This window comes from Natronincola peptidivorans (assembly GCF_900111615.1).
In the GTDB taxonomy this organism is placed as follows: domain Bacteria; phylum Bacillota; class Clostridia; order Peptostreptococcales; family Natronincolaceae; genus Natronincola_A; species Natronincola_A peptidivorans.
The window spans coordinates 436,095-461,393 of the sequence record NZ_FOHU01000001.1 but is presented as its reverse complement, the minus strand read 5'-3'; the positions used below and the strand labels follow the sequence as shown (position 1 = coordinate 461,393).

Annotated in this window: 24 protein-coding genes, 1 tRNA gene and 1 other annotated feature; of the genes, 22 read left to right on the top strand and 3 right to left on the bottom strand. The window is 32.7% G+C overall.

Going from position 1 to position 25,299, the window contains the following annotated elements; all coding sequences use genetic code 11:
* Window position 1: 1 nt before the first annotated feature.
* From BMX10_RS02355 to sdaAA, 8 genes are all read left to right on the top strand, one after another.
* A complete protein-coding gene (locus tag BMX10_RS02355; RefSeq protein ID WP_090438687.1) occupies window positions 2-1,147 on the top strand; it encodes an LCP family protein in 1,146 nt (381 codons plus the stop codon).
* 144 nt (window positions 1,148-1,291) lie between these two features.
* Window positions 1,292-2,293: a calcium/sodium antiporter gene (locus tag BMX10_RS02350; RefSeq protein WP_090438684.1), complete on the top strand. Its 1,002-nt coding sequence runs from the start codon at window positions 1,292-1,294 to the stop codon at window positions 2,291-2,293.
* Window positions 2,294-2,318: 25 nt separating this feature from the next.
* Window positions 2,319-2,687: a ribosome silencing factor gene (gene rsfS / locus BMX10_RS02345; RefSeq protein WP_090438682.1), complete on the top strand. Its 369-nt coding sequence runs from the start codon at window positions 2,319-2,321 to the stop codon at window positions 2,685-2,687.
* 53 nt (window positions 2,688-2,740) lie between these two features.
* Window positions 2,741-2,931 (top strand) — a binding site (T-box leader).
* A 62-nt stretch (window positions 2,932-2,993) separates the two neighbouring features.
* On the top strand, window positions 2,994-5,462 hold the full coding sequence (gene leuS, locus BMX10_RS02340) for a leucine--tRNA ligase (RefSeq protein WP_090438679.1): 2,469 nt from the start codon (window positions 2,994-2,996) through the stop codon (window positions 5,460-5,462).
* A gap of 22 nt (window positions 5,463-5,484) precedes the next feature.
* Complete coding sequence (locus BMX10_RS02335; RefSeq protein ID WP_090438676.1) at window positions 5,485-6,132, top strand: helix-turn-helix transcriptional regulator; 648 nt, start codon at window positions 5,485-5,487, stop codon at window positions 6,130-6,132.
* 26 nt (window positions 6,133-6,158) lie between these two features.
* Entirely contained in the window at window positions 6,159-6,539 is a 381-nt protein-coding gene (locus BMX10_RS02330) for a RidA family protein (protein ID WP_090438672.1), read from the top strand.
* A 125-nt stretch (window positions 6,540-6,664) separates the two neighbouring features.
* Window positions 6,665-7,336 carry an L-serine ammonia-lyase, iron-sulfur-dependent subunit beta gene (gene sdaAB, locus BMX10_RS02325; protein WP_090438669.1) on the top strand — a complete coding sequence of 224 codons (672 nt, stop codon included), beginning with the start codon at window positions 6,665-6,667 and terminating at the stop codon, window positions 7,334-7,336.
* 16 nt (window positions 7,337-7,352) lie between these two features.
* Window positions 7,353-8,225: an L-serine ammonia-lyase, iron-sulfur-dependent, subunit alpha gene (sdaAA, locus tag BMX10_RS02320; RefSeq protein WP_090438666.1), complete on the top strand. Its 873-nt coding sequence runs from the start codon at window positions 7,353-7,355 to the stop codon at window positions 8,223-8,225.
* A gap of 25 nt (window positions 8,226-8,250) precedes the next feature.
* Here sdaAA and BMX10_RS02315 read toward each other — a convergent pair whose 3' ends face one another.
* The gene (locus BMX10_RS02315; RefSeq protein WP_090438663.1) at window positions 8,251-9,582 is read right to left on the bottom strand and encodes a D-alanyl-D-alanine carboxypeptidase family protein; all 1,332 of its coding nucleotides are present in this window, start codon (window positions 9,580-9,582) and stop codon (window positions 8,251-8,253) included.
* A 228-nt stretch (window positions 9,583-9,810) separates the two neighbouring features.
* On the opposite strand from BMX10_RS02315, the gene BMX10_RS02310 reads away from it, so the two are divergent.
* Together BMX10_RS02310 and selD are read left to right on the top strand one after the other, a co-directional pair.
* The gene (locus tag BMX10_RS02310) at window positions 9,811-10,425 is read left to right on the top strand and encodes a helix-hairpin-helix domain-containing protein (protein WP_090438660.1); all 615 of its coding nucleotides are present in this window, start codon (window positions 9,811-9,813) and stop codon (window positions 10,423-10,425) included.
* A 56-nt stretch (window positions 10,426-10,481) separates the two neighbouring features.
* Window positions 10,482-11,525, top strand: coding sequence for a selenide, water dikinase SelD (gene selD / locus BMX10_RS02305; RefSeq protein ID WP_408633558.1), 1,044 nt, complete (start codon window positions 10,482-10,484; stop codon window positions 11,523-11,525).
* 66 nt (window positions 11,526-11,591) lie between these two features.
* Here selD and BMX10_RS02300 read toward each other — a convergent pair whose 3' ends face one another.
* A complete protein-coding gene (locus BMX10_RS02300) occupies window positions 11,592-12,953 on the bottom strand; it encodes an alanine/glycine:cation symporter family protein (RefSeq protein WP_090438654.1) in 1,362 nt (453 codons plus the stop codon).
* 389 nt (window positions 12,954-13,342) lie between these two features.
* On the opposite strand from BMX10_RS02300, the gene selA reads away from it, so the two are divergent.
* The 4 genes from selA to BMX10_RS02280 all read left to right on the top strand — a co-directional run bounded on the left by selA (window position 13,343) and on the right by BMX10_RS02280 (window position 17,343).
* A complete protein-coding gene (gene selA / locus BMX10_RS02295) occupies window positions 13,343-14,746 on the top strand; it encodes an L-seryl-tRNA(Sec) selenium transferase (protein WP_090438651.1) in 1,404 nt (467 codons plus the stop codon).
* A gap of 16 nt (window positions 14,747-14,762) precedes the next feature.
* On the top strand, window positions 14,763-16,658 hold the full coding sequence (gene selB / locus BMX10_RS02290) for a selenocysteine-specific translation elongation factor (RefSeq protein WP_090438648.1): 1,896 nt from the start codon (window positions 14,763-14,765) through the stop codon (window positions 16,656-16,658).
* A 153-nt stretch (window positions 16,659-16,811) separates the two neighbouring features.
* Window positions 16,812-16,908, top strand: a tRNA-Sec gene (locus BMX10_RS02285).
* Window positions 16,909-16,926: 18 nt separating this feature from the next.
* Window positions 16,927-17,343, top strand: a complete 417-nt coding sequence (locus BMX10_RS02280) for a Fur family transcriptional regulator (protein WP_170834639.1) — start codon at window positions 16,927-16,929, stop codon at window positions 17,341-17,343.
* Window positions 17,344-17,393: 50 nt separating this feature from the next.
* On the opposite strand, the gene BMX10_RS02275 is transcribed toward BMX10_RS02280, so the two are convergent.
* Window positions 17,394-17,594, bottom strand: coding sequence for a DUF378 domain-containing protein (locus BMX10_RS02275; protein ID WP_090438643.1), 201 nt, complete (start codon window positions 17,592-17,594; stop codon window positions 17,394-17,396).
* A 242-nt stretch (window positions 17,595-17,836) separates the two neighbouring features.
* Between BMX10_RS02275 and BMX10_RS02270 the strand changes: the two genes are divergently transcribed.
* The 8 genes from BMX10_RS02270 to tgt all read left to right on the top strand — a co-directional run bounded on the left by BMX10_RS02270 (window position 17,837) and on the right by tgt (window position 25,191).
* Window positions 17,837-18,520, top strand: coding sequence for a BofC C-terminal domain-containing protein (locus BMX10_RS02270; RefSeq protein WP_090438640.1), 684 nt, complete (start codon window positions 17,837-17,839; stop codon window positions 18,518-18,520).
* 196 nt (window positions 18,521-18,716) lie between these two features.
* Window positions 18,717-19,211, top strand: a complete 495-nt coding sequence (gene ruvC / locus BMX10_RS02265) for a crossover junction endodeoxyribonuclease RuvC (RefSeq protein ID WP_090438637.1) — start codon at window positions 18,717-18,719, stop codon at window positions 19,209-19,211.
* Window positions 19,212-19,352: 141 nt separating this feature from the next.
* Complete coding sequence (gene ruvA, locus BMX10_RS02260) at window positions 19,353-19,937, top strand: Holliday junction branch migration protein RuvA (RefSeq protein ID WP_090438633.1); 585 nt, start codon at window positions 19,353-19,355, stop codon at window positions 19,935-19,937.
* A gap of 16 nt (window positions 19,938-19,953) precedes the next feature.
* Window positions 19,954-20,967: a Holliday junction branch migration DNA helicase RuvB gene (gene ruvB / locus BMX10_RS02255; RefSeq protein ID WP_090438629.1), complete on the top strand. Its 1,014-nt coding sequence runs from the start codon at window positions 19,954-19,956 to the stop codon at window positions 20,965-20,967.
* 7 nt (window positions 20,968-20,974) lie between these two features.
* Window positions 20,975-21,187, top strand: coding sequence for a DUF2905 domain-containing protein (locus tag BMX10_RS02250; RefSeq protein WP_090438626.1), 213 nt, complete (start codon window positions 20,975-20,977; stop codon window positions 21,185-21,187).
* A gap of 163 nt (window positions 21,188-21,350) precedes the next feature.
* Window positions 21,351-23,024 (top strand): SpoIID/LytB domain-containing protein, encoded by a 1,674-nt coding sequence (locus BMX10_RS02245; protein ID WP_090438624.1) that lies wholly within the window; start codon window positions 21,351-21,353, stop codon window positions 23,022-23,024.
* Window positions 23,025-23,030: 6 nt separating this feature from the next.
* Complete coding sequence (gene queA, locus BMX10_RS02240) at window positions 23,031-24,056, top strand: tRNA preQ1(34) S-adenosylmethionine ribosyltransferase-isomerase QueA (RefSeq protein WP_090438621.1); 1,026 nt, start codon at window positions 23,031-23,033, stop codon at window positions 24,054-24,056.
* A gap of 16 nt (window positions 24,057-24,072) precedes the next feature.
* Complete coding sequence (tgt, locus tag BMX10_RS02235; RefSeq protein ID WP_090438960.1) at window positions 24,073-25,191, top strand: tRNA guanosine(34) transglycosylase Tgt; 1,119 nt, start codon at window positions 24,073-24,075, stop codon at window positions 25,189-25,191.
* The last annotated feature ends 108 nt before the right edge of the window (window positions 25,192-25,299 follow it).

Here is a 25,299-nt window from a genome sequence, read left to right as displayed (position 1 = left end):
GATGAAAAAGCGAAGGATAAATCTATTTGGTATATTTATCATACCTATAATGATAATGTCTATAATAGGAATATTGAGTATGAACAATGAAAATAATTCTAGGGACAGAACAAACATATTAATATTTGGAATTGATGGACTAGAGACATCTAATGGAAAAGGAACGAGAGCTGATTCTATTATGCTTTTCAGCGTTGATCATAATGGAGGTCATCCTGTTCTAATATCTATTCCAAGAGATACAAGAGTTATAATACCTGGAAGAAAATCTCTTGATAAAATTAATCATGCTCACGCATATGGAGAGACAGAATTACTAATAGATACAGTTGAAGAATTATTCAAAATGCCAATACATTATTACACAAAAATAAGCTATAAAGCCGTAGAAGAACTAGTAGATACATTAGGGGGAATAGAGCTGAATGTACCAATAGATATGAAATATAAAGATCCATATGCCAACCCGCCACTAGTCATTGATATTAACAAGGGAACACAAACACTTAAGGGTACTGAAGCCTTACATTTTCTGAGATTTAGAAGTGGATATCCTAATCAAGACTTGGGCAGAATAGCAGCCCAACAGCAATTTGTTAATGCATTGGTAGAAGAAATAATATCACCTACGAATTTACTCAGAGCACCAACTATAGCAAAAACCTTTTTAAACAACGTAGATACTAACATTTCCAAAGGAAATATACTTTATTTAGCATATAAAGGTTTTATATCAAAGCCTAATGAGCTATTAAGAGTAACCATACCTGGTTCTTCTAAAATGATTCATGGTATCTCTTATTATATCGTAGAGGATGAAGATATAGCTAATGTTAAGAAGCAGTACCTTAATCCATCTAAGGCATTAGCAACAAATATTAAAATAGAAGTGCTGAATGGATGCGGTGTTAATGGAGTTGCAGCTAGAGTTGCTGAAAAGCTAGAGGATCACAGCATAGCAGTCTCAGAAATAGGAAACTATGAAGTAAACAATTTACAGCAGTCATTTATAGAGTATGAGAGTAAGCATAAAAAAGATGCAAAAAAAATTAGCAAACTTTTAAGTATAAAAAAGTTAATAGAACGAGAGGATGAAGCAAGTACATCAAATATCACAATCATAATTGGAAGAGATTTGGAATTTTGATATTTCAACTAAAACCTGTTTCCAAGCTAGAAATTGACATATATTTTAAGAATATAAATATATTATAACGATGTATATTTATCTATTTAATTATTGTTATGCCTTTGACATAACAATATCTAGCTGGATATTAGGGGGGACACTATGGAAAATCTGAGTGTATTTATACTTTTTCTTTTAGGCGTTTATATTATTATTAAAGGTGGAGATTGGTTTGTTGAATCAGCCGTATGGGTAGCAAAAATAACAGGACTACCTAATGTAGTAATTGGTGCTACTATTGTAAGTGTAGCAACAACTCTACCTGAATTGGTAGTTTCTTCAATAGCCACGTATCAAGAGTACTATGATGTTGCAATAGGAAATATTGTGGGCTCAATAATTTGCAATTTAGGTCTAATCCTAGGGTTATCTGCCTTATTGTCTCCTATCAAAATTAATATTAATAAGTTTGCAATGAAGGGCTTTTTTATGCTTATCTGTGGAGTTGTGTTATTATTTTTAACAAAGGATAGAATCATAACACCATGGGAAGGAAACTTATTTATCCTATTATTTTTATTATACATTACAATGAATATCTTTGAATTTAGAAATAATGGGAAAAATAGTGTTGAAAAATATTTGTTAACTAAAAAAGATAGAAATAGCATCAAACTATATATTAGTAAATTTATATTGGGAGCCCTATTTATTACCATAGGAGCCAGACTGCTTGTAAATAATGGTGTCGCTATTGCTAAATATGTAGGGGTACCGGAGCAAGTAATAAGTTTAACATTAATTGCATTAGGGACGTCTTTACCTGAGCTCACAACAGCTATAACATCTGCTATAAAAGGTCATAAAGAAATATCTATAGGTAATATTTTAGGTGCCAATATTCTTAATATCGCTATGGTTCTTGGTGTATCCTCTAAGATCGGAGGAAAAGGAATTGTAATTAGTTATCAAAATATTATGTTAGGTGCGACTATTTACAATGTCCCTCAAGCTTTATACTTAGATATACCGGTAGCATTAGTAATGATGCTTATCCTTGTTTTAGGAGGATTATTTAAAAGAATAATAAGTCGAGGTATAGGGTTTAGTATATTTTTAATCTATGTAGTATATTTAGGAGTACTAGCAAAATTATTTATATGAATAAACTAAAATAAGGAGGAACTAAATGGAAAATACAATACTGACATCGGTTAATAAAATAGTAAAGTATATTGATGACAAATTAGGGCAGGATACAACCGTATTAGATCTAAAAAATGTATCTACATTATGTGACTATTTTGTTATCACTAGTGCATCTTCAGTAAGACAAACAAAAGCAATCGCTGATGAAATACAGGATAAGCTGAATTCTGAAGATATAAGCATTTTGCATAAAGAAGGGTATGACACAGGGACATGGATATTGTTGGATTATGGCGACCTTGTTATTCATGTGTTTCAAAAAGAAGAAAGAGAGTTCTACAATATTGAAGGAATCTGGAAGGATGCAACAATTTTAAATATTGACAAAATAATTGAAAACAATATATAATATACTATTATATATAAATTTTTATTTTTTAAGTAATTAAACTGCATTGTTTAATAATAGTTGAGGAGTAGTAAACGTCAATATGCTTTTTTAGAGAGTTGATGGTAGGTGTAAATCAACAAAGCATACCGTTGAACTTGCCTTATATTGATACTATACTATTGAGGATGGGATCCTTTAAAAACCAAAGAAGAGGACTTTCTGTCAATTAGGGTGGTACCGCGGATGTAGATCCGTCCCTAAGGAGACATGAAAGTTTTTGTTTTTTCAGAATAATTTTAAGACCAAACAAGGAGGAAAAAAGATATGACTGTTTATGATTTTAAAAAAATTGAAGCAAAATGGCAACAGCAGTGGATGGAAAAGGAGATATTTTCAGTATATGATGAAGATAAACCTAAATACTATGTTTTAGAAATGTTCCCATATCCTTCTGGGAAAATACATATGGGACATGTAAGAAATTATGCCATAGGAGATGTTGTAGCTAGATATAAAAAAATGAGAGGCTTTAATGTCCTACATCCAATGGGATGGGACGCTTTTGGGCTTCCAGCAGAAAATGCTGCTATCAAAAACAAAATAGATCCTGATATATGGACAGAGGAAAACATTAAAGATATGAAGGAGCAGCTAAATGCTTTAGGACTGAGTTACGATTGGAATCGTGAAGTAGCCACTTGTAATCAGGATTATTATAAATGGACTCAATGGATTTTTCTACAACTATATCATAAAGGCTTAGCTTATAAAAAAGAATCTAGAGTAAACTGGTGTCCTTCCTGTGAAACAGTACTTGCCAATGAACAAGTTATCAATGGAAAATGTGAAAGATGCGATAACAATGTAGGGAAAAAAATGTTGAACCAATGGTATTTTAAAATAACTGAATACGCAGAGAAACTTTTAGAAGATATAAAATTACTAGAAGGATGGCCAAATAAGGTAAAAATAATGCAGGAAAATTGGATAGGGAAAAGTACGGGAGCTGAGATTGATTTTCCTATTGAAGACTTCCCTCATACCTTGAAAGTTTTTACTACTCGACCAGATACAGTATACGGAGCCACATATATGGTAGTAGCACCTGAGCATCCCTACGTAGATGAATTAATCAAAGGGACAGAATACCAAGAACCTGTAAATAACTTTGTAAAAGAATTACAACATATGTCTGATATTGAGAGAACTTCAACTGATGCTGAAAAAGAGGGATTATTTATTGGGCGTTACTGTATTCACCCTTTAACAGGCAAAAAAATACCCATATATATTGCTAACTATGTCTTAGTGGATTATGGTACAGGGGCCATTATGGCGGTACCAGCACATGATCAAAGAGACTTAGACTTTGCTAATAAATACAATATTGAAGTGTTGCCAGTCATCAAGCCAGAAAATGAAAGCGTGGATTTTAAAGTTAGAACTGAAGCTTATGTTGAAGATGGTGTGATGATCAATTCAGGTGATTTTGATGGATTAGACTGTCATGAAGCTTTTAATAAAATATGTGATCTACTTGAGAAACATAAAAGTGGTAAGAAAACAGTCAGCTATCGCTTAAGAGATTGGCTATTGTCTAGACAAAGATACTGGGGAACTCCTATTCCGATAGTCTACTGTGATACCTGTGGAATCGTGCCAGTAAGAGAAGAAAATCTACCAGTAGTACTTCCATTAGATGTTGAGTTTACGGGAGCAGGTCTTTCTCCTTTAACCACCAGTGAGTCCTTTATTTATACAGATTGTCCCACTTGTGGTAAAAAAGCTAAAAGAGAAACCGATACAATGGATACTTTTGTTGACTCATCCTGGTATTTCTTAAGATATACTGACGTCAATAATGAGCAGTTACCCTTTGGAAAAGATTCGGTAAATTATTGGATGCAAGTTGATCAATATATTGGTGGAGTAGAGCATGCGATTCTACACCTATTATACTCTAGATTTTTTACCAAAGTGCTGAAGGATCTCAATTTTTTAGATGTAGATGAACCCTTTCAAAATTTACTGACACAAGGAATGGTCCTAAAAGATGGAGCTAAGATGTCTAAATCAAAAGGCAACACTGTCAGTCCTGAAGAAATCATTAATAAGTATGGAGCGGACACTGCAAGGTTATTTGTATTATTTGCTGCACCTCCAGAAAGAGATCTAGAGTGGAGTGATCAAGGAGTAGAAGGTTGTTCAAGATTTTTAAATCGTGTATGGCGCCTGGTTGAAGAAACGATAAACAATGATATGCTAAAGGAGGTACCTAAACCCCTTACCAAAGAGGATAAAGACCTTCAATATATGATCCATAAAACTATAAAAAGAGTTACAGAAGATATAGAAGGAAGATTTAACTTTAACACGGCTGTTAGTGGTATTATGGAGCTAGTAAATGATTTATATAAATACAAAGAAATTGGAAAAAATAACATTAATAATGCTTTATTAAAGCAAGGGATAGAATCAACAATCCTATTATTAGCACCTTTTGCTCCCCACTTTACTGAGGAGCTATGGGAAAAGATTGGGCATAAAGATAGCTTATATTCAGCAGCGTGGCCTAAATATGATGAGCGAGCTATTGTAAAAGAAGAAGATGAAATAGTAATACAGATCAATGGGAAAGTTAAAGAAAAAATAATGATACCTGCCAATACATCAAAGGAAGATATGGAAGCAATAGCAGTAGAAAATGATAAAATTAAGCAGTTTATTGAAGGCAAAGAGATAAAAAAAGTAATAGCGGTACCTAAAAAGCTTGTAAATATTGTTGTAAAGTAGTGTAAAAAAGGAGGGGGAGATTATGGATAAAAATTTACATCCTATTTTAAAAAGCATGCTTCCCATAGTGGAAGGGATATCAAAAACTTTTGGGAAAAATTGTGAAGTTGTTTTACACGAACTGAAGAATTCGAAAAAGTCTATTGTAGCAATCTATAATGGACATGTAACAGGCAGATCAATAGGCAGCACTATGCTAGATGTGGGAATCGAAGCTATTCGAAAAGGAAATGACGCCGATAACATACTAAATTATAGGAATAAGAGTTCAGATGGCAGAGTATTAAAATCATCTACTATGTTTATTCGAGATGAAAATGATGAAATAATAGGTTGTATATGTATCAATAATGACATTTCAGAGTTTGTAGTAGCACAAAAATCATTAGAGGAATATCTAAAAACAGAGACAAAAGAAGAAGTAAGCTTAGGAGACGTTCCAAATAATAATGTAAACGATGTTTTAATAAATATTGTATCAGAGACATTAGAAAATTTTGGAAAACCAGTTTCTTACATGAACAAAGAAGAAAAGGTAAACATAGTAAAAAGACTAGATGAACAAGGAGCTTTTCTAATCAAGGGGGCAATTGATTATGTTGCCAAAATTCTTTGTGTATCAAGATATACCATCTATAATTATCTTGACGAAATTAGAGTTAACGGATAAATAAATACTGCTTAGGAGGAATTTTTATGAAAAAGGTAATTAATACATCAAAGGCACCTGCAGCTATTGGTCCATATTCCCAAGCAATACAGGCAAATGATTTCTTGTTTATTTCTGGCCAAATACCTATGAATCCAGATACAATGGAAATTATAGAGGGTGATATCCAAGATCAAACAAAACAAGTACTAGAGAATCTAAAGGCTATTTTAGAAGAAGCAGGACTTGACTTTAATAATGTTGTAAAAACAACAGTATATATTAAGGATATGAATGACTTTGCTAGCATTAATGAAGTATATGCTACTTATTTTAGCCATCATAAGCCTGCTAGAGCTTGTATTGAAGTGGCAAGACTGCCAAAAGACGTTGGTGTAGAAATAGATGCAATTGCGGTTGCTGAATAATTTTTGAATTATATAAAAAAATAGTGGTATAGATATATGACCACTATTTTTTTGGTTTTTGAAAATGAATACTACATGATAGGAATTCATCTAATGTAGAGTAAGAAAAAAAGGAGGTAGTTGATGTGAAGGATTATAGCATGTTTGAAATTTTAGGACCTAATATGATTGGACCATCTAGTTCTCATACTGCAGGAGCATGCAGGTTGGGTAAAGTGGCTTATAAAATTGCAGAAGAAAGTATTAAAGAGGTTACTTTTTTACTACACGGATCCTTTGGAAAAACTTATAAAGGACATGGAACAGATAAAGCATTGTTAGGAGGAATATTAGGTTTTGACCCCGATGATGAAAGAATTTCTTCATCTTTTGAAATTGCAAAAAAGGAAGGAATAACTTATTCTTTTATTGAAAAAGATTTAGGAGAAGTTCATGCAAATACTGTTAAAATAATTATTAAGAAAAAAGACGGAAATACTATTGATATATTAGGTTCTTCTGTAGGAGGTGGAAATATAGTAGTAACAGAAATTAATGGGCTAGAGCTGGAATTCACAGGAGAGTATACAACATTAATCATTGCCCATATTGACAAACCTGGTATTATAGCTAAAGTTTCTGCAATCCTAGCTGAACATAACATAAATATCGCATTTATGAGAGTCTATAGACATGGTAAAGGACAAAAGGCATTTATGATTATAGAAACTGATGATCATATTAAAGAGGAAGTAATAGAAGACATAAAAAATGCAGAGAATGTTATTAACGGATATTTAGTCAGTATAAATAATTAAAAGGTTGGTGAAAAAAATGAATTTCACAAAAGGATATGAGTTATTAAAGCTATGTCAACAACATAATAAAAAAATTAGTAGGATTATGATAGAAAGAGAACAAAATATTGCAGGTGTAAATGAATCGGAGATAGTTAGTAAGATGAAAATAAGCTTAGATATTATGAAAGAATCAGTGGAGAAAGGATTAAGTGAAGATATTAAGTCTGTTAGTGGACTTATTGGAGGAGACGCTAAAAGAGTTAAGGAAAGAAGTGAAAATAAAGAATCAGTATGTGGCTTAACTATGAGCAAAGCAATAAGTCGAGCTATGGCTGCTTTAGAAGTAAATGCTGCTATGGGTAAGATTGTTGCTGCGCCAACAGCTGGCTCCTGTGGAATAATACCAGGAACATTTATCACTATGTCTGAAGTTTTTAATTTTAAGGATGATACCCTTATAGAAGGTTTAATGGCAGCTAGTGCTATAGGGATGCTTATTTCAAGAAATGCTACCGTTGCAGGGGCTGAGGGAGGTTGTCAGGCAGAAACAGGTGCAGCTGCAGCGATGGCAGCTGCAGGCATCGTAGAAATGATGGGAGGTTCACCAGAAATGTCTCTCCATGCCGCATCTATATGTATAAAAAATATTCTTGGATTAGTATGTGATCCTATTGCAGGTTTGGTTGAAGCGCCTTGTGAAAAGAGAAATGCTATTGGAGCAGCCAATGCATTAATTTCTGCTGAAATGGCATTAGCAGGGGTAAAAAGTATCATTCCATTTGATGAAGTTGTTGATACAATGTATCGGGTAGGAAAGTGTATGCCTGCTGAGCTTAGAGAAACAGCCTTAGGAGGCTTAGCAGCAACACCTACTGGTATAAGACTACAGCAGCAGATTTTTAAATAATAAAAAGAAATAGAGCTTAAAACTACTATTTCTTTTTATAGATATTGGTTTTTAATAAGTTTTTGTTGAAGGTATAGGAAGTGGAAGTTCCTCCCCAGTAAGTGCTTTTCTTTCTTCGTTTTTTTATTCTTAAAGAAATAATAAAAGCTTGCCATAAAAGGAATAAAATAATGAGTGTTAAAAATAAGTTGGAGGGTACTATCAATTTTCTCAACAACGGCTTAGTATCAATATTATTTTTTGCTACCAGCTGCACCTCACCGATTAGTTCCTCATCAACAGAGTAAACAATTTTACCTAAAGTATCTCCTGATAGTATTGGTGCTTCTAGATTTTCGTTGATGATAATTTCATCATTAATCTCAGAGATATTTATATCCCTAGAAATCACAACATCTAACTGATTACCTACATACAGGGGAACACTATCCTCTATACCATTCTTTAAGGGGATAGTGGTTATTAAATCATCATACTGAGATAATTGAACAAATTGATAGTTATTGTAGCCATAATCAATTAATGATCTTGAATCAGTATAGACATTTAATCCCTGCGCACCTAAAACCACAGAAATAAGCTGATGATCCTCCTTAGTAGCTGAGCTAATTAGACAGTTTTGTGCTGCAGGTGTATAACCTGTCTTCACACCATCAATAATGTCATATTGAATATTTGTGTAGGCACCATTATAAAGAATTTGATTTCCAGCGCCAGTACCCCATAAAAAACGATTAGTATTTCTAAAGTATCTTGTTTCAGGAGTAAACTCAGTAGGCTCAAAAATTAGCATAGTTGTGGTTACAATCTCTCTAAAAACATCGAAAGTCATAGCATGTCTTGTAATCATTGCTAAGTCATATGCAGTAGTAACATGGTTTTCATCAGGCAGTCCATGGGGATTAGTAAAATGGGTATTTAAAGCGCCTAGTTCTTTAGCTCTACTGTTCATTAATAAAGCAAAGTCCTCTACTGAGCCTGAAATATGAATAGCAAGCAGTTCTGCCGCATCATTAGCAGAACGAATCATTAATGACTGTAACAATTCCTCAACTGTAAAGGACTCACCTTCCAGTAAGTACATGCTAGAACCTATCACATAATTATTATCCGTTTTTGTAATAACTTCATCTAAATCAACATTTTCTAAAACCAATATAGCAGTCATAACCTTTGTAGTGCTAGCTGGATAGGTTATAGTATGGGCATTATGATCAAATAAAACCTTTCCAGTAATAGAATCTATTAAAACTGCATTAGGTGCTGATAGGGTAGGTGAGGCATAAACTACAATATTACTGACAGCTAGTATAATTAATACAAATATCATCGTGAAAATTGAATTTTTTTTTGTCATATATTTCACCAGCCTCTTATAAATATACAATTGTTCAACTTCTTTATTATAGCAGAAAAAGGGAGAAATTTTAAGGGAAATTTATAGAATATAAAGGAAATAAATGCAAATATATAGAACTAGAATAATTAGGTATAGCTACTCGAACACAAAAACACTAAAAATAGTTCAAGATATGTTTTATAGAAACATCCTATGATATATGGTTATGAGGGGAGAGATTAAAAGATGATGTTAAATTTGACGAAAAAGCAAAAACTGATTATTATTGTATTTATCATTAGTTTTTTAGCAGTCATTTCTTTTCGAAATCATCTCAAAGAAAAAAAGGAGATTTATATATTGAGTGAATCAAATCAAGATCAAGGGATACAATATGAAGACCATAAATTAGATATTCAAGAGTTTAAATCAACCATTATAGTACATATTGAAGGAGAAATCTTAAATCCAGGTATCTACCAATTGCAAAATGATGCAAGAGTATTTGATGTAGTAGAAAAAGCCGGCGGACTAAAAAATACAGCAGATAGGAAGATGATAAACCTAGCGAAAAAAGTTATTGATGAGGAATTCATTTACATACCTTCTTATGAAGACACTTATGATTCTATACAAATAAATACCCATATATTGCAACAAGACGATGGACGAATCAATATCAATCAAGCGGATAAAATACAATTAGAAACTTTACCGGGTATTGGAAGTGCTTTGGCTGAAAGAATAATTCAATACAGAAATGAAGTAGGAGCTTTTCAAAACATCGAAGAAATACAGAATGTTAGTGGAATTGGGGAAAAGAAATATAATGATATTAAAAGTATAATAAAAGTTAAATGATAGACAAAAGTCAAAAATACTAAAATTTTAATGAATAGATTAGATAGGGGGAAGGAATCGTGAACACTGAAAAAAGACTGACTGAATTAACAAAAAGTGGAGGATGAGCAGGGAAAATAGGACCTGATGTCCTGGCACAGGTGCTGTGCCATTTACCTAAGATGCAAAATGAAAATTTATTGGTTACATTAGATACTTCAGATGATGCTGCTATCTATCAATTAAATAAAGAAATGGCCCTTGTTCAAACACTAGATTTCTTTACTCCAGTTGTTGATGATCCTTATATTTATGGACAGATTGCAGCAGCAAATTCTCTAAGTGATGTTTATGCTATGGGTGGTGAGCCAATTACAGCAATGAATATTGTTTGCTTCCCTAGCTGTCTATCAAAAGAAATTTTAAAAGAAATACTAAAAGGTGGAGCGGATAAAATTATTGAATCAGGTGCAATATTGGTGGGAGGTCATACCGTAGAGGATGAAGAGCCGAAATATGGACTTTCTGTTACAGGTATCATACATCCAAGTAAAATTTGGACAAATAGTAATGCAAGAGTAGGAGATTACCTAATTTTAACAAAGCCTATTGGAACGGGTATACTAAATACTGCTATAAAAGCTGGCTTAGCTACTTCAAAAGAATATGACATAGCTATTAACACTATGAAAACACTAAATAAATATGCATTTGAAGCAGTAAAAAATTTAGATGTGTCTGCCTGCACTGATATTACAGGTTTTGGATTATTAGGTCATGCCTATGAAATGGCAAAGGGTAGTGATGTCTCCTTAGAGATTTTTAGTGAAAAAATACCTATGATTGAAGGAGCAGATGGATATGCCGAAATGGGGATAATACCTGCAGGGATGTATGCTAATAGAAATTATATAGAAGAGAAAATAAAAATTGAAAAACAAATAAAAGAAGTAACTATAGATTTATTATATGACCCTCAAACATCTGGAGGGCTGCTACTGGCAATTTCTCAAGATGATGTTGGGAAAGCTATGGATAATTTAAAAATGATTAATAAGAATGAATTTGCTATTGTAGGAAAGGTTATAGACAAAAGCCAGTATACAATTTTTATAAAATAATTAGCTTTAAAAAGCCAGGGAAACATTAGATTCCCTGGCTTTAATATAGACTAATATAAGATTATTTTATCTACCTAGTTTTTCTGTAAAAAACTCTTTAGTTAATTTAATTACAACACCACTTAATCCCAATAGACCTATTAAGTTTGGTACAGCCATTAAACCATTTAATGTATCAGCTATATCCCAAATAAGGTCTAAGCTTCCTACTGCACCAACTATGATTAATGGTAGCCATAAAATTCTATAAAACTTGTTAATGCCAGAACCTAAAATATGTTCTGCACATTTTTCTCCATAATACGCCCAGCTTAATATTGTAGAGAAAGCAAAGAATAAAATACCAATTGCAACAATAACTCCACCTGGACCAGGTAGACCTTTATTAAATGCAGAGGTTGTTAATGCAGCACCAGTTACCCCGCTGCTCCATACGCCTGTTGAGATAATGGCTAATGCTGTTAAAGTACAAATTACTATTGTATCTGCGAATACTTCAAATATTCCCCAAAGACCTTGTCTTACAGGATGATCTGTTCTTGCTGCCGCATGGGCAATAGGAGCACTACCTAAACCAGCTTCATTAGAGAATACACCACGAGCGACCCCGAAACGCATTGCTTGCATTACTACAGCTCCAGTAAATCCACCAACTGCAGAAGCTGGTGTAAAAGCATGCTTAAAGATTAATCCAAAAGCTGCTGGAATCTGCCCGATATGAGTAATTAATATGATTACAGCACCAATTATATAAAACACAGCCATAACTGGTACAATTCTTTCAGTTACAGAAGCGATACGCTTTAAACCACCAAGAATAACTGCACCAGCTGCTACTGCTAATGCAATTCCAGTAACTAATGGTGGGACATTGTACTCACCTAAAGCTGCAGCAACAGAGTTTGATTGAACCATATTTCCTATACCAAATGCTGCTAACGCACCAAATATAGAGAATATAACCGCTAACCATTTTAATCCAAGACCTTTTTCTATGTAGTACATAGGTCCACCAACAAAACTGCCTTCAGCATTCTTTTCACGATACTTTATCGCAAGTACAACTTCTGCGAATTTAGTCATCATACCAAAGAAAGCAGAAACCCACATCCAGAAAATTGCACCTGGTCCACCGATGGCGATAGCAGTTGCAACACCAGCGATATTACCAGTACCAATAGTAGCTGCCAATGCAGTAGCTAGTGCCTGGAATGGTGTGATATCTCCTTCTTGAGAATCCTCTGGCTTATCAAAAATTTTCATTAAGGTTTCCTTCATAGTAAATCCAAATTCTCTAATTTGAAGGAAATTTGTTTTAAAAGAGAAAAATACTCCAGTACCAACAAGAAGAATTAACATATAAGGACCCCAAACAAGACCATTAATTGTGCTATTAAGACTTTCGATTGTATTAACAAAACCCAACATAAAAAACCTCCTCTTTTATAAACTATTTTAGAAAAAAAGTAAAAAATAAAACATTTTTTTGCGCAACTACCACCCCCCCAAAATATAAATATATATTGGTGTGAAGCATTAATAAGGAAAACATAAATAGAAAGCATAAAACAGCCTACTTATATCCTCCTTAAACTTGATAAGCTTTATATTTAAAATATAGCCAATGAAAAAAATTTAATTCATCTAAAATAATAATAACACAATTTTTCCATATTGACAAAATAAATGATAGAAATCTTTAGATAATTTAAAATATTGTGCATTATTTAACAATCTTGATGTAATTAATGATAGTATAATATAATAATAAATATGTTATACTTTAATAAATTTCTATGTTAAGGAGAGCGTTTAATATGAATAAACAAGATATATTATGTAAGTTACCCTCAGTAGATGAACTTATAAATAATGAAAGAATAGTAGGTGTATTAAGGGAGACACCAAGAAATGTTGTAGTAAAATTTATTCGTAAATCCCTTGAATACAATAGAAATAAGATATTGAAAATGAAAGAAGATGAACTAAATCAATATCAATTTCAATTAGAATCATTTATAGATGACATTATAAGCAACAGCAAGGCTTTCTTAGAGATGAACCTTAAAGAAGTAATAAATGGAACTGGTGTTGTATTACATACAAACTTAGGTAGAGCACTGCTCAGTGATGAGATAAAAGAAAAGGTATGGGCTGTGGCTGCAGGTTATTCAAATCTAGAATTAAATATCGAAACTGGGAAAAGGGGTAGCAGATATAGCCATGTAATTGATATAATAAAATATTTAACTGGAGCAGAAGATGCTTTAGTTGTCAATAACAATGCTGCAGCTGTCCTATTAGTTCTAGGTACTATGGCTAAGGAGAAAGAAGTAGTAGTTTCTAGAGGCGAACTTGTAGAAATCGGGGGTTCCTTTCGGGTACCAGATGTAATGGAGCAAAGTGGCGCTAAATTAGTGGATGTAGGGACTACCAATAAAACCCATCTATGGGACTATGATAATGCCATTAGTGAGAATACAGCTGCTTTATTAAAAGTACATACTAGTAATTATAAAATATTAGGATTTACAGAGGAAGTGGGATTAAAGGACTTAGTAGCATTAGGTAGAAAAAATAATATACCGGTAATAGAGGATCTAGGAAGTGGGGTTTTAGTAGACTTACAAAAATTTGGATTAACCTACGAACCTACAGTGCAGGAAAGTGTAGCTCTTGGTGTGGATATCGTTACCTTCAGTGGAGATAAACTTTTAGGGGGTCCTCAGGCAGGTATCATCGTAGGGAACAAAAAGTGGATTGAAAGAATGAAAAAAAATCCATTCACTAGAGCCTTTAGAATTGATAAGCTTACTATGGCAGCATTAGAAGCAACCTTAAAATTGTATTTAGATGAAAAAGAAATGATCAATAGTATTCCAACTTTAAGAATGCTAACTGAACCTATAATATCAATAGCAGAAAGAGCTCAGCAATTGCATAATATTTTGATTGCTAGTGGGTTAAAGGTATCAATAGAAATAAAAGATGACTATTCTCAGGTGGGTGGAGGGTCTTTGCCATTAGAAAAATTACCTACAAAAGTAATAAAGATTAAACCTAAAACTATTTCTGCAGCAAAACTTGAAGAAAGCTTGAGGAACTACACTATCCCTATTATAACAAGGATTCAAGAGGATCAAATCATTATTGATTTACGAACAGTTAGAGAGAAAGACTTTTATAACATAAGTGATGCTTTAAACAAAATCTTAATGTAGTAAAGGAGAGACGAAATTGAAAAATATAGTTATTGGTACAGCTGGACATATTGATCATGGTAAAACTACATTGATAAAAGCTTTAACTGGGCGGGAAACAGATAGGTTGAAGGAAGAGAAGAAAAGGGGAATATCTATTGAACTAGGATTCACTTACTTTGATTTGCCTAGTGGTAAAAGAGCTGGCATTATAGATGTACCAGGACATGAAAAGTTTATAAGACATATGCTAGCAGGAGCAGGAGGAATGGATATTGTTATGCTGGTAATCGCAGCTGATGAAGGAGTAATGCCTCAAACCAAAGAGCATTTAGATATACTATCTTTATTAAAAATAGAAAAAGGGATTATCATAATAACAAAAGCCAACTTGGTAGAAAATGATTGGATTGAACTAGTTAAAGAAGATATTCGAGAGAAAGTAAAAGGTACTTTTTTGGAGAAAGTCGAAATTTTAGCTGTTGATTCCATTGATGGAACGGGTATAGAAGAGTTAATTGATCTTATTGATAAATTAACAGATGAAACAGATAGTAGAGACATAAATGCACCTGCTAGGATGCCAATAGACAGAGTATTTACAATAACAGGGTTTGGAACCGTGGTAACAGGGACTTTATTAGAAGGAAAAATATCAGTAGAAGATACATTAGAAATTTTGCCCCAAAATGTGAAAGTCCGAATTAGAAATATACAGGTTCATGGGAAATCAGTAGCTACAGCATTTGCTGGACAAAGGGTAGCCATTAATTTAGCTAATATAAAAACCGAAGATATTGAACGAGGCTATGTTTTAGCACAACTTAACTCTATGGAAACTACTATGATGATTGATGCTAGGTTCAAAATGTTGAATGAACTCTCTAGAAATCTTGAAAACAGAACAAGAGTTAGACTATATCATGGTTCAACAGAAATTTTTGCGCGAGTTGTATTACTAGAAAAAGAAGAATTAGCACCAGGTGAAAGTAGTTTTGTTCAATTTAGACTTGAGGAATCTATTGCTGTTAAAAAAGGTGATCATATTGTTGTAAGATTTTATTCTCCATTAGAAACAATTGGTGGAGCTATAGTAATCGACAGTAACCCTAAGAAAAATAAAAGATTTGATGATAATCTTATAAAAGAATTAGCTGTAAAGGAAAAAGGTGCTCCTGAAGATATTTTAGCAAAACTTATTGAAAGATATAGTCAAGATTTCCCAGATATTAACTTTTTAGCTAAATCTACAGCACAACAGGTAGGTGATATACATACTTTACTTCAGAAGCTAAAAGAGAAAGAAGTAATAATAGTATTAAACGATACCATTGTATTACATAGAAATTACTATGAGGGATTAAAAGAAAAAGCAATAGATTTGTTGCATAGTTATCATCAATCTAACTCATTAAGATTAGGCATGATAAAAGAAGAATTTAAATCTAGATTATTACCTAAGAATAGCGGTAAAATAGGAGATGCTTTTTTAGATGTATTAGTAAGAGATAGAAACATTAAAATACTAGGAAAGTATGTAGCGTTAAATGATTTTGAGATAACTTTTAATAAAACTCAGCTAGAGATTAAAAAAATAATAGAAAATGCATATTTAAAAGACCCTTTTATTACACCCAAAATTGAGGATGTAATTGCAAATGCAGCACATAAGAAACAAGATGTAGAACAAGTCATTGAAGCTCTATTAGGGAAAGAGTTAATTAGGATCAATTCAGATATTATCTTACATGAAAAATCATATATAAAGGCTAGGAACTTGATAATTGAGTACATTAATAAAAATGGAAGTATATCCTTGTCGGAATTTAGAGATTTATTATGTACTAGCAGAAAGTATGCTGTTGCATTAATAGAGCATTTTGATAATATTAGGTTAACTAAAAGAGTAGAAGATAAAAGAACTTTGGCGTAAGAGCTAAAGGACTAAACATTATCTTCTGCGTATCTACCTATTAAAGAATTACCATTTATAGTATTTGTTTATTTTTAAGAGATACCTTGCTATAAAAAAATATCTATGCTATAATACATTAGTCTGATTAAGATATTATTTTTATTCAGCAATGGGAGTAGATGGGTGCTGGTGTGCCCTCTGGTCTTCAAAACCAGCGCGAGGGGTTAGTAGCCTCTTGGGTGGGTTCGATTCCCACGTACTCCCGCCATTTTAGGAGATGGTTAGAATGAAGGATGACTTGTATACTTTACTTAAGAAAAAAGGTTATAAAATTACTAACCAAAGAAAAGCAATAATAAACGCTTTCCTTCATTCAGAAAAGCATTTATTAACTGCCGCAGAAGTACATAATACTGTAAAGATAAATAATGAAGATGTTAATTTTTCTACTATTTACAGAAATTTAGAAATGCTTTTAGAAATAGGTATATTAAACAGAGTGAATCTAGATAATGGTATAAATAGTTATGAATTAAATATAGATAGTCATCATCATCACTTAATATGTTTGAAATGTGGAGAGGCTGAGATGATTGCCTACTGTCCGATGGAAGAAATAAATAGCAACATAAGAAAATTATCAAAATTCACACCAATTGATCATAAACTAGAGATTTATGGACATTGTGATAAATGCAAATAATAAGCGTAGCCTTAAGGCTACGCTTATTATAAAATCTATAAACCTCTATTTTATTCTTTTGTAGCAGTTCTTTCTCTAAATAATAGACTTATACAATATACACCAGCAATACCTACTAGTGTATACACCGCGCGACTTAACAAGGAAGCTTGTCCACCAAATAAAGAAGCCACCAAGTCAAATTGGAATAAACCTATTAATCCCCAATTTAATGCACCTACAATAACTAGAATAAGAGCCAATCTGTCCATACTACCAACTCCTCATAAAAAATTAACTTAAATTACTTTTATAATTAATTTACTTCAATAACTAGTATGCTTTATAATAATTATAATCATACATTTTAGTTTGCAATCAATTAATCCATAAATTGGCAATTATAAAACAACCATAGTAATTATAAGGAATTAGACAAAGAGAGTTCTGTGCAAGTATAATTTTCTAATATTTGGATAAAATAATCCTCTAGATAGATTAAGGAGGTTATTTTATGTTTAGAAAAAGAAAAAGGTTTCCTTACAAAATTCTTTTCTTTATTATAGCTTGCAGTTTTATTATTACGGGTTTTTTAATTGGATATTATCGAACAACATCTCCTAGAGAACATGAAATACCATATACAGAACGATATAGTGAAAGAACTGAAATAAATTATGAGGCCATTACGGAGAATCAAGAGAATAACTTAGAAGCCAATGAAGAAGACGAAGGTGCTTATACAGATGAAGAAAGAGCTGTAACACAATATGAGGCTAGTATTCGAGAAGAAACAACGATTATATATAAAACACAATATACTATATGCCAAAATACACTAGAAGAAAGAATAAGCCCAATGAATGCTATGATTGGATTAACTCAGGAAGGATTACAGGAATACTTACAAAGAAATAATTTATTATTTCATGTGGAAAGCTTTTCTAATGAAGAGGTAGTATTATTCCAAAAGAAGAACGCAGTTTGTCCTATGCATTATGAGCAATACTTTGTAACACAGCAAGACGGATACATAACTATTTTTTATTTTGATGAAACTGGAGGTAGAAAAATTATAGAAAAAACTACAATATCTATTTCGGTTTTACCATATATAGATCAACAAAAATTAACACTAGGGATTTTTAGAAAAACGAAAGAAGAAGCCTATCAACTTTTGGAAGATTATAGTAGTTAAAAGATGAAAAATTATAGATATAAATAGATATAAATAGATATAACCATGTATCACTATGGCTATATCTATTTTAGTTTGTAGAGAAAATGTACTATATACATGCCAAATCATAGTTTATATAATTGGAAATATCGATTTTTACAAGATAATATGTTACACTATGAAATAATAGAGGCAAAATATTGGAGGAAAAAAAATGATTATTCTAGGAATTGACCCAGGAATTGCTATAATGGGTTATGGTATCATAGATTATACTGGAAATCATTTCCGAGTAATCACATATGGTGCTATTACCACTACAAATAGAAATACTACTGCTGAACGCTTAAAAACTATATATCAGAAATTAGATGAATTAATTCAAGAATATGCTCCAGAAGCAGTCGTTGTCGAGGAGTTATTTTTTAACACGAATGCAAAAACAGCTCTATTAGTTGGTCAAGCTAGAGGAGTGGCAGTTCTGGCTGCAGCTAATAATAATAAAGAATTATATGAGTATACACCTCTACAGGTAAAACAAGGTGTAGTAGGATATGGAAGAGCAGATAAAAAACAGGTTCAAATAATGATAAAAACAATATTAAACCTTGAAAAAATTCCAAAACCTGATGATGTAGCAGATGCTTTAGCAGTGGCAGTTTGTCATGCCCACTCTGGTAATTTTAAAGATCTATTTAAAATAAAATGAGATTTTATACAGAGGGATATTTTGCAATTGGATTGCAGCTTAAGTTACTTCAGTGTGTTGTGTTTAAGCTATCATGGGCATAAGAGGAGGATTTAGTAATACACAGAAGGACATAAAAAATTAGAAGATGGAGGGGTTCTTTTGTTTGAGTACATTAAGGGAAAAGTAAGTGATGTGATTATAGACAAGATTATTATAGAAGTTGGAGGTATAGGATATCGTATTTTTAGTAGTATTAATAGTGCAGCCAATATAAAACAAGGCGATAATGTAACTGTTTTCACACATTTTGTTTTAAAAGAGGATGAGATATCTTTATATGGATTTATCACAAGGAAGGAACTAGACATGTTTCAGAAATTAATATCTGTGTCTAAGGTTGGGCCAAAGGTAGCCATATCTATATTATCTACCTACTCACCAGAAAGCTTAGCAAACAATATTATGAACAACAATATTGCCAACATCTCAAAAGCACCAGGAGTAGGGAAAAAAACAGCAGAGAGAATCATTCTAGAATTAAAGGATAAAGTTAAACATTATGGTTTAGAGTTAGATTATGACAGTGGATTAGATTATTCTTCATCTAATGATGAAGTAGTAGATGCTTTGATATCTTTGGGATACCATAGACAGGAAGCTGAAAGAATACTTTCCTCTATTAAAGATAACAATCTAACTACTGAAGAGATGATAAAAGAAGCCTTGAAATTATTAATGAAATAGGTGTGGGGGTAGCAAGATGCTGATGGAAGATAATGAAAGAATTATTACAAGCAATATTCGAGAGGAAGACAATCAGATAGAAAATGGGTTGAGACCTAAGTACTTAAAGAATTATATTGGTCAAGATAAAATAAAAGAGAAGTTAAAGATTTTTATAGAAGCAGCCAGCGCAAGAAAAGAAGCTCTAGACCATGTGTTATTATATGGACCTCCTGGACTAGGTAAAACAACCTTATCCAATATCATAGCTAATGAGATGAACGTCAATATACGTATAACCTCTGGACCTGCCATAGAAAGACCAGGGGACTTAGCAGCTATATTAACCAATCTATCAGAGAATGATGTGCTTTTTATTGACGAAATTCATAGGCTTAACCGAAGTGTTGAAGAAATACTTTATCCAGCAATGGAGGATTTTGCCTTAGATATCATTATCGGAAAAGGTCCAAGTGCTAGATCGATCCGACTTGACTTAAGTAAATTCACTTTAATAGGCGCTACCACAAGAGCTGGTTTATTAACTTCGCCATTAAGAGATAGATTTGGTGTAATTTGCAAGCTTGATCTATATACTGTACAAGAATTAACAACGATTGTAAAAAGGTCAGCAACTATATTAGGTGTGCAAATCGAACAGGATGGAGCTATAGAAATAGCCTCCCGCTCTCGAGGAACCCCAAGGATAGCAAACCGTATATTAAAAAGAATAAGAGATTATGCTGAAGTTAGAGCTGATGGTAAAATAACAAAATCTGTAGCAAAAGATGCTTTGGCTTTGCTGGAAATAGATGACTTAGGGCTTGATCAAGTTGATAAAAGAGTTATAAAGACGATTATAGAGAATTTTAATGGAGGACCTGTAGGCATTGATACTTTAGCAGCCTCAACTGGAGAAGAAAAGAATACTATTGAAGATGTTTATGAACCCTATTTATTACAAATAGGATTCCTTAATCGTACTCCAAGAGGACGAATGGTATCAGAAAAAGCGTATAATCATTTCAATATTTTATATAAAAAGGAGTAGTAAATAGATGGAGTCGTTGGGTAGGATTTTACTATTTATGGGCTTGTTGCTTTCTTTAGGAGGAGCAATCATGATAATAGGCAGTAAATTTGGATTGGGAAAGTTACCAGGAGATATCTTTATGCAAAAAGGTAATTTCACATTCTATTTTCCAATAGCAACAAGTATTATTTTAAGCATTTTACTGACAGTGCTTTTAAATTTCTTCTTCAGAAGATAAATGGATTTTAATAGAGAACAACCTTCTTCTCTCGAAAAACTTTTTTACAATTCATTTACATTCTTTTTTTAAAAAGGAATAGCATAAGATTTGTCGAAATTGTTATTATTATGCTATATATTGACTAATGTGAGGTCTTAATCTAAAGGGGGAGCAGTCTATTATGAAAAAAACAAGGTTGTTTTTATTACTATATATTGTTATTACGATGACTCTTGTCAATTTACAAACAGGTCTAGCTTTTAATAAAACTCAGATTCCATTACATATTGAGATTGGATTATTTTATGAAGGAACTGCAAAGTCAACAGTACATTTAAAATCTATTAACGGATTTGAAATAGGAAAATTCTCGGGAGATCATTTTGATACTATACTTAATTTATATGAGCCAAAGGAAATTATTTTAAGAAAAGACAGTTACTATATTGGAACTGGCGGAAGTTTTCTTGAATATACAGGACCTATTTCTAATGGAATGACCAATATTAATTTACAAGGACCGTATCACGTACAAATAAGTAATGGGTTTAATAATCGACAAGATGCTGAACATTTAATAGACTCTCTTAGCTTTATGGAAGATAAAGCTTATTTAGTTTATGAAAATGGATGGAAGGTTTTTACAGGTTTATACACTGATCCAGAGGAAGCGGGAATAAAAGCTGCTGAAATTCAATCGATTAGTGGTGAAACAACAAAAATTATCACCCCGTCATTAACAAGAGTACAAGTGCTAGATTTATTTGGGAAACCAATATTTATGTTTGATTCAAATGAGGATATTTACTTTCGGGGATTTCAAGATAAAGCCAATAACACCATTGTAAATATAGATGGTAAGAACTATAGAGGAGCTGTTACGGCTAAAAGAATGAGTAATAGTGATATGTCTATAGTAAATAAGCTACTACTGGAAGAATATCTCTACGGCGTGGTACCGAGGGAAATGCCAGCATCATGGTCGATCGAAGCACTAAAAGCTCAGGCCGTAGTAGCTAGAGGTTATGCGGTATCAAATATCAACAGGTGGAGAAGTGTAGGGTTTGATTTATGCAATACTACAAGAAGCCAAGTGTATGGAGGTTATGACGATGAACATCCTAATAGTAATCGAGCAGTAAGTGATACTGCCTCAAGGGTGTTAACCCATAATGGCAAGCTTGTTAATGCTTTCTATCATGCTAATAGTGGTGGGCATACTGAAAACAGTGAAAACGTTTGGTCACAGCCAATACCTTATATTTTAGGGGTTTATGATGAGTTTTCTTTAAATGCACCAAATTCAACATGGACTGAAGTGCTTACAAAAAATGAAGTCAGAGATATGTTGGAAAAAAATAATGTTTTTGTGGGAGAGGTAAATAATATAAAAGTAACCTCTGTTTCTGAAAATGGAAGAGTATTAGAATTAACTATCTATGGTACTTCAGGAACAGAAGTTCTAATCAAAGAGAATAGTAGAAGAATTTTTGGTTTGCGAAGCACATGGTTTACTGTAGATGGTGCAGAGAATCCTACAAATGATCTTCATGATATTATGGTGAAAAACACCACAAATAATGTGAATAAGATTGAGCTTCACAATAAATCTATTATTTCTGCAAATGGAGTAACAAAAATTTCAAATCCCTCTAATATTAAAATCTATAATGGCAAAAACTATAGAAGTACAGAAACGATTTCTTCAAAGCCAGCGGACACTTTTGTATTTAGGGGAAAAGGTTTTGGTCATGGTTTAGGTATGAGCCAACATGGAGCAAGAAAAATGGCGGAGGAAGGGTATAATTATATAGAAATACTAAGCCATTATTATACAGGTGTAAAGGTGGAATAGCTATAAATGAAGACAAAAGATTTTGATTTTGAATTACCAGAAGAATTAATTGCTCAAATCCCTCTAGAAAAAAGAGATGAATCAAGATTAATGATACTGGATAAACAAACAGGAGAAATATGCCATAGTCATTTTTACGATATTGTTCATCATGTAAATGAAGGTGACTGTCTAGTATTAAACAATACTAGAGTCCTGCCAGCTAGACTGATTGGGGAAAAAGAGCTTACTGGAGGAAAAATAGAGTTTTTATTACTAAAAAGAATAGATATAGATACATGGGAAACACTGGTAAAGCCAGGGAAGAAAGCAAAAATAGGTAGTAGCTTTCAATTCGGCAATGGATTACTAAAAGCAGTAGTGTTAGATATTGGAGATGAAGGTAGTAGAATTATTAAATTCCTGTATCATGGAGTTTTTGAGGAGATTTTGGACCAACTAGGTGAAATGCCCTTACCTCCATATATAACTGCAGAGCTTAATGATAAGGAGCGCTATCAAACTGTCTACTCAACTGAAACAGGTTCAGCTGCTGCACCAACAGCTGGACTACATCTTACTGATGAATTGCTTCAAAAGATCTCAAGAAAAGGTGTGAAAATTGCCTATATTACCCTACACGTTGGTTTAGGAACATTTAGGCCAGTTAAAGTTGAAAGTATAGAAAAACATAAAATGCATGCCGAATACTATATGATTAATAAAGAAGCTGCTGAAACAATCAATGATACAAAGAAAAAAGGTGGCAAAATCATTGCAGTAGGTACAACCAGCTGTAGAACATTAGAATCTGCAGTGATGACTTCAGGAGAAATTATAGAGAGTAGCGGGTGGACAGATATTTTTATTTATCCAGGATATCAATTTAAAATGGTAGATAATCTTATTACAAATTTTCATTTACCAGAATCTACCCTTATTATGTTGGTAAGTACTTTAGCAGGAAAAGAAAATACATTAAAAGCATATGCAACTGCAGTTAAAGAAAAATATAGGTTTTTTAGCTTTGGAGATGCAATGTTTATCAAGTAGAAAGGCAGGAAAGTTTATGGCATTAACCTATGAACTAATAAAAGAATGCAAGCAAAGTGGTGCTAGATTAGGCAAGATACATACAAAACGTGGAGTGATAGAAACACCCATATTTATGCCAGTTGGTACGCAAGCAACTGTGAAAACTATGACCCCCGAAGAATTAATTGAGATAGAATCTCAAATTATACTAAGCAATACCTATCATCTATACTTAAGACCTGGCCATCATTTGATAGACCGGGCTGGAGGTCTACATAAATTTATGAACTGGAATAAACCTATTCTTACAGACAGTGGTGGTTTTCAAGTATTTAGTTTAGGAGATCTTAGAAAAATATCTGAAGAAGGAGTAGAGTTCAGATCCCATCTGGATGGCTCAAAGCATTTTATAAGTCCTGAAAAGGCTATTGAAATCCAAACTTCTTTAGGCTCTGATATTATGATGGTATTTGATGAATGTGCTCCTTATCCTGCTGATGAAACTTATGTAAAGAATTCATTAGAAAGAACCACCAGATGGGCCATAAGATGTAAAGAAGCCCATAAAAATTTTGAGAACCAAAGTCTATTTGGAATTATTCAAGGAGGAATGTATCCAAACTTGAGAAAACAAAGTGCTGAAGCTTTGATAGAACTAGACTTTCCGGGATATGCAGTAGGTGGACTAAGTGTAGGAGAACCAAAACCATTGATGTATGAAGTTTTAGAGCATACAACACCATTAATGCCTAAAAATAAGCCGAGATATCTAATGGGAGTAGGGAGTCCAGACTGTCTATTGGAAGGTGTAATTAGAGGAATAGATATGTTTGATTGTGTATTACCTACAAGAATAGCTAGAAATGGTACAGCTATGACTAGTCAAGGAAAAGTTGTTATCAAGAATGCAAAACATACTGAAGATTTTCAGGGATTAGATCCTGAATGCAGTTGTAATACATGCAAAAATTATTCTAAAGCATACTTAAGACATTTGTTTAAATCAAATGAAGTATTGGGACTTAGATTATTATCCTACCATAATTTATATTTTTTACTTCAATTAATGAAAAATATAAGAGAGGCAATTCATGAGGATAGATTATTAGACTATAGGGATAATTTTTTCGAGAAATATGGCTATAATGCATAGTAGGAAGTATTTGGGGGAAATTAACTGTATAAATTCTAAACATCATAAATAACTCACATCAATAAATTTATACAAAAAAAAAGGGAAATAGAGTATATTTGTTGAATA

Excerpts from the sequence above, each read along its gene's own strand:
- ruvC (WP_090438637.1), top strand. The coding sequence starts at position 18,717 with ATGATTATTCTAGGAATTGACCCAGGAATTGCTATAATGGGTTATGGT.
- ruvB (WP_090438629.1), top strand. The coding sequence starts at position 19,954 with ATGCTGATGGAAGATAATGAAAGAATTATTACAAGCAATATTCGAGAG.
- BMX10_RS02250 (WP_090438626.1), top strand. The coding sequence starts at position 20,975 with ATGGAGTCGTTGGGTAGGATTTTACTATTTATGGGCTTGTTGCTTTCT.
- BMX10_RS02350 (WP_090438684.1), top strand. The coding sequence starts at position 1,292 with ATGGAAAATCTGAGTGTATTTATACTTTTTCTTTTAGGCGTTTATATT.
- BMX10_RS02280 (WP_170834639.1), top strand. The coding sequence starts at position 16,927 with ATGAAGGATGACTTGTATACTTTACTTAAGAAAAAAGGTTATAAAATT.
- BMX10_RS02310 (WP_090438660.1), top strand. The coding sequence starts at position 9,811 with ATGATGTTAAATTTGACGAAAAAGCAAAAACTGATTATTATTGTATTT.
- BMX10_RS02270 (WP_090438640.1), top strand. The coding sequence starts at position 17,837 with ATGTTTAGAAAAAGAAAAAGGTTTCCTTACAAAATTCTTTTCTTTATT.
- BMX10_RS02355 (WP_090438687.1), top strand. The coding sequence starts at position 2 with ATGAAAAAGCGAAGGATAAATCTATTTGGTATATTTATCATACCTATA.
- BMX10_RS02330 (WP_090438672.1), top strand. The coding sequence starts at position 6,159 with ATGAAAAAGGTAATTAATACATCAAAGGCACCTGCAGCTATTGGTCCA.
- selA (WP_090438651.1), top strand. The coding sequence starts at position 13,343 with ATGAATAAACAAGATATATTATGTAAGTTACCCTCAGTAGATGAACTT.
- BMX10_RS02275 (WP_090438643.1), bottom strand. The coding sequence starts at position 17,594 with ATGGACAGATTGGCTCTTATTCTAGTTATTGTAGGTGCATTAAATTGG.
- queA (WP_090438621.1), top strand. The coding sequence starts at position 23,031 with ATGAAGACAAAAGATTTTGATTTTGAATTACCAGAAGAATTAATTGCT.
- rsfS (WP_090438682.1), top strand. The coding sequence starts at position 2,319 with ATGGAAAATACAATACTGACATCGGTTAATAAAATAGTAAAGTATATT.
- BMX10_RS02300 (WP_090438654.1), bottom strand. The coding sequence starts at position 12,953 with ATGTTGGGTTTTGTTAATACAATCGAAAGTCTTAATAGCACAATTAAT.
- leuS (WP_090438679.1), top strand. The coding sequence starts at position 2,994 with ATGACTGTTTATGATTTTAAAAAAATTGAAGCAAAATGGCAACAGCAG.
- sdaAA (WP_090438666.1), top strand. The coding sequence starts at position 7,353 with ATGAATTTCACAAAAGGATATGAGTTATTAAAGCTATGTCAACAACAT.
- BMX10_RS02335 (WP_090438676.1), top strand. The coding sequence starts at position 5,485 with ATGGATAAAAATTTACATCCTATTTTAAAAAGCATGCTTCCCATAGTG.
- BMX10_RS02315 (WP_090438663.1), bottom strand. The coding sequence starts at position 9,582 with ATGACAAAAAAAAATTCAATTTTCACGATGATATTTGTATTAATTATA.
- BMX10_RS02245 (WP_090438624.1), top strand. The coding sequence starts at position 21,351 with ATGAAAAAAACAAGGTTGTTTTTATTACTATATATTGTTATTACGATG.
- tgt (WP_090438960.1), top strand. The coding sequence starts at position 24,073 with ATGGCATTAACCTATGAACTAATAAAAGAATGCAAGCAAAGTGGTGCT.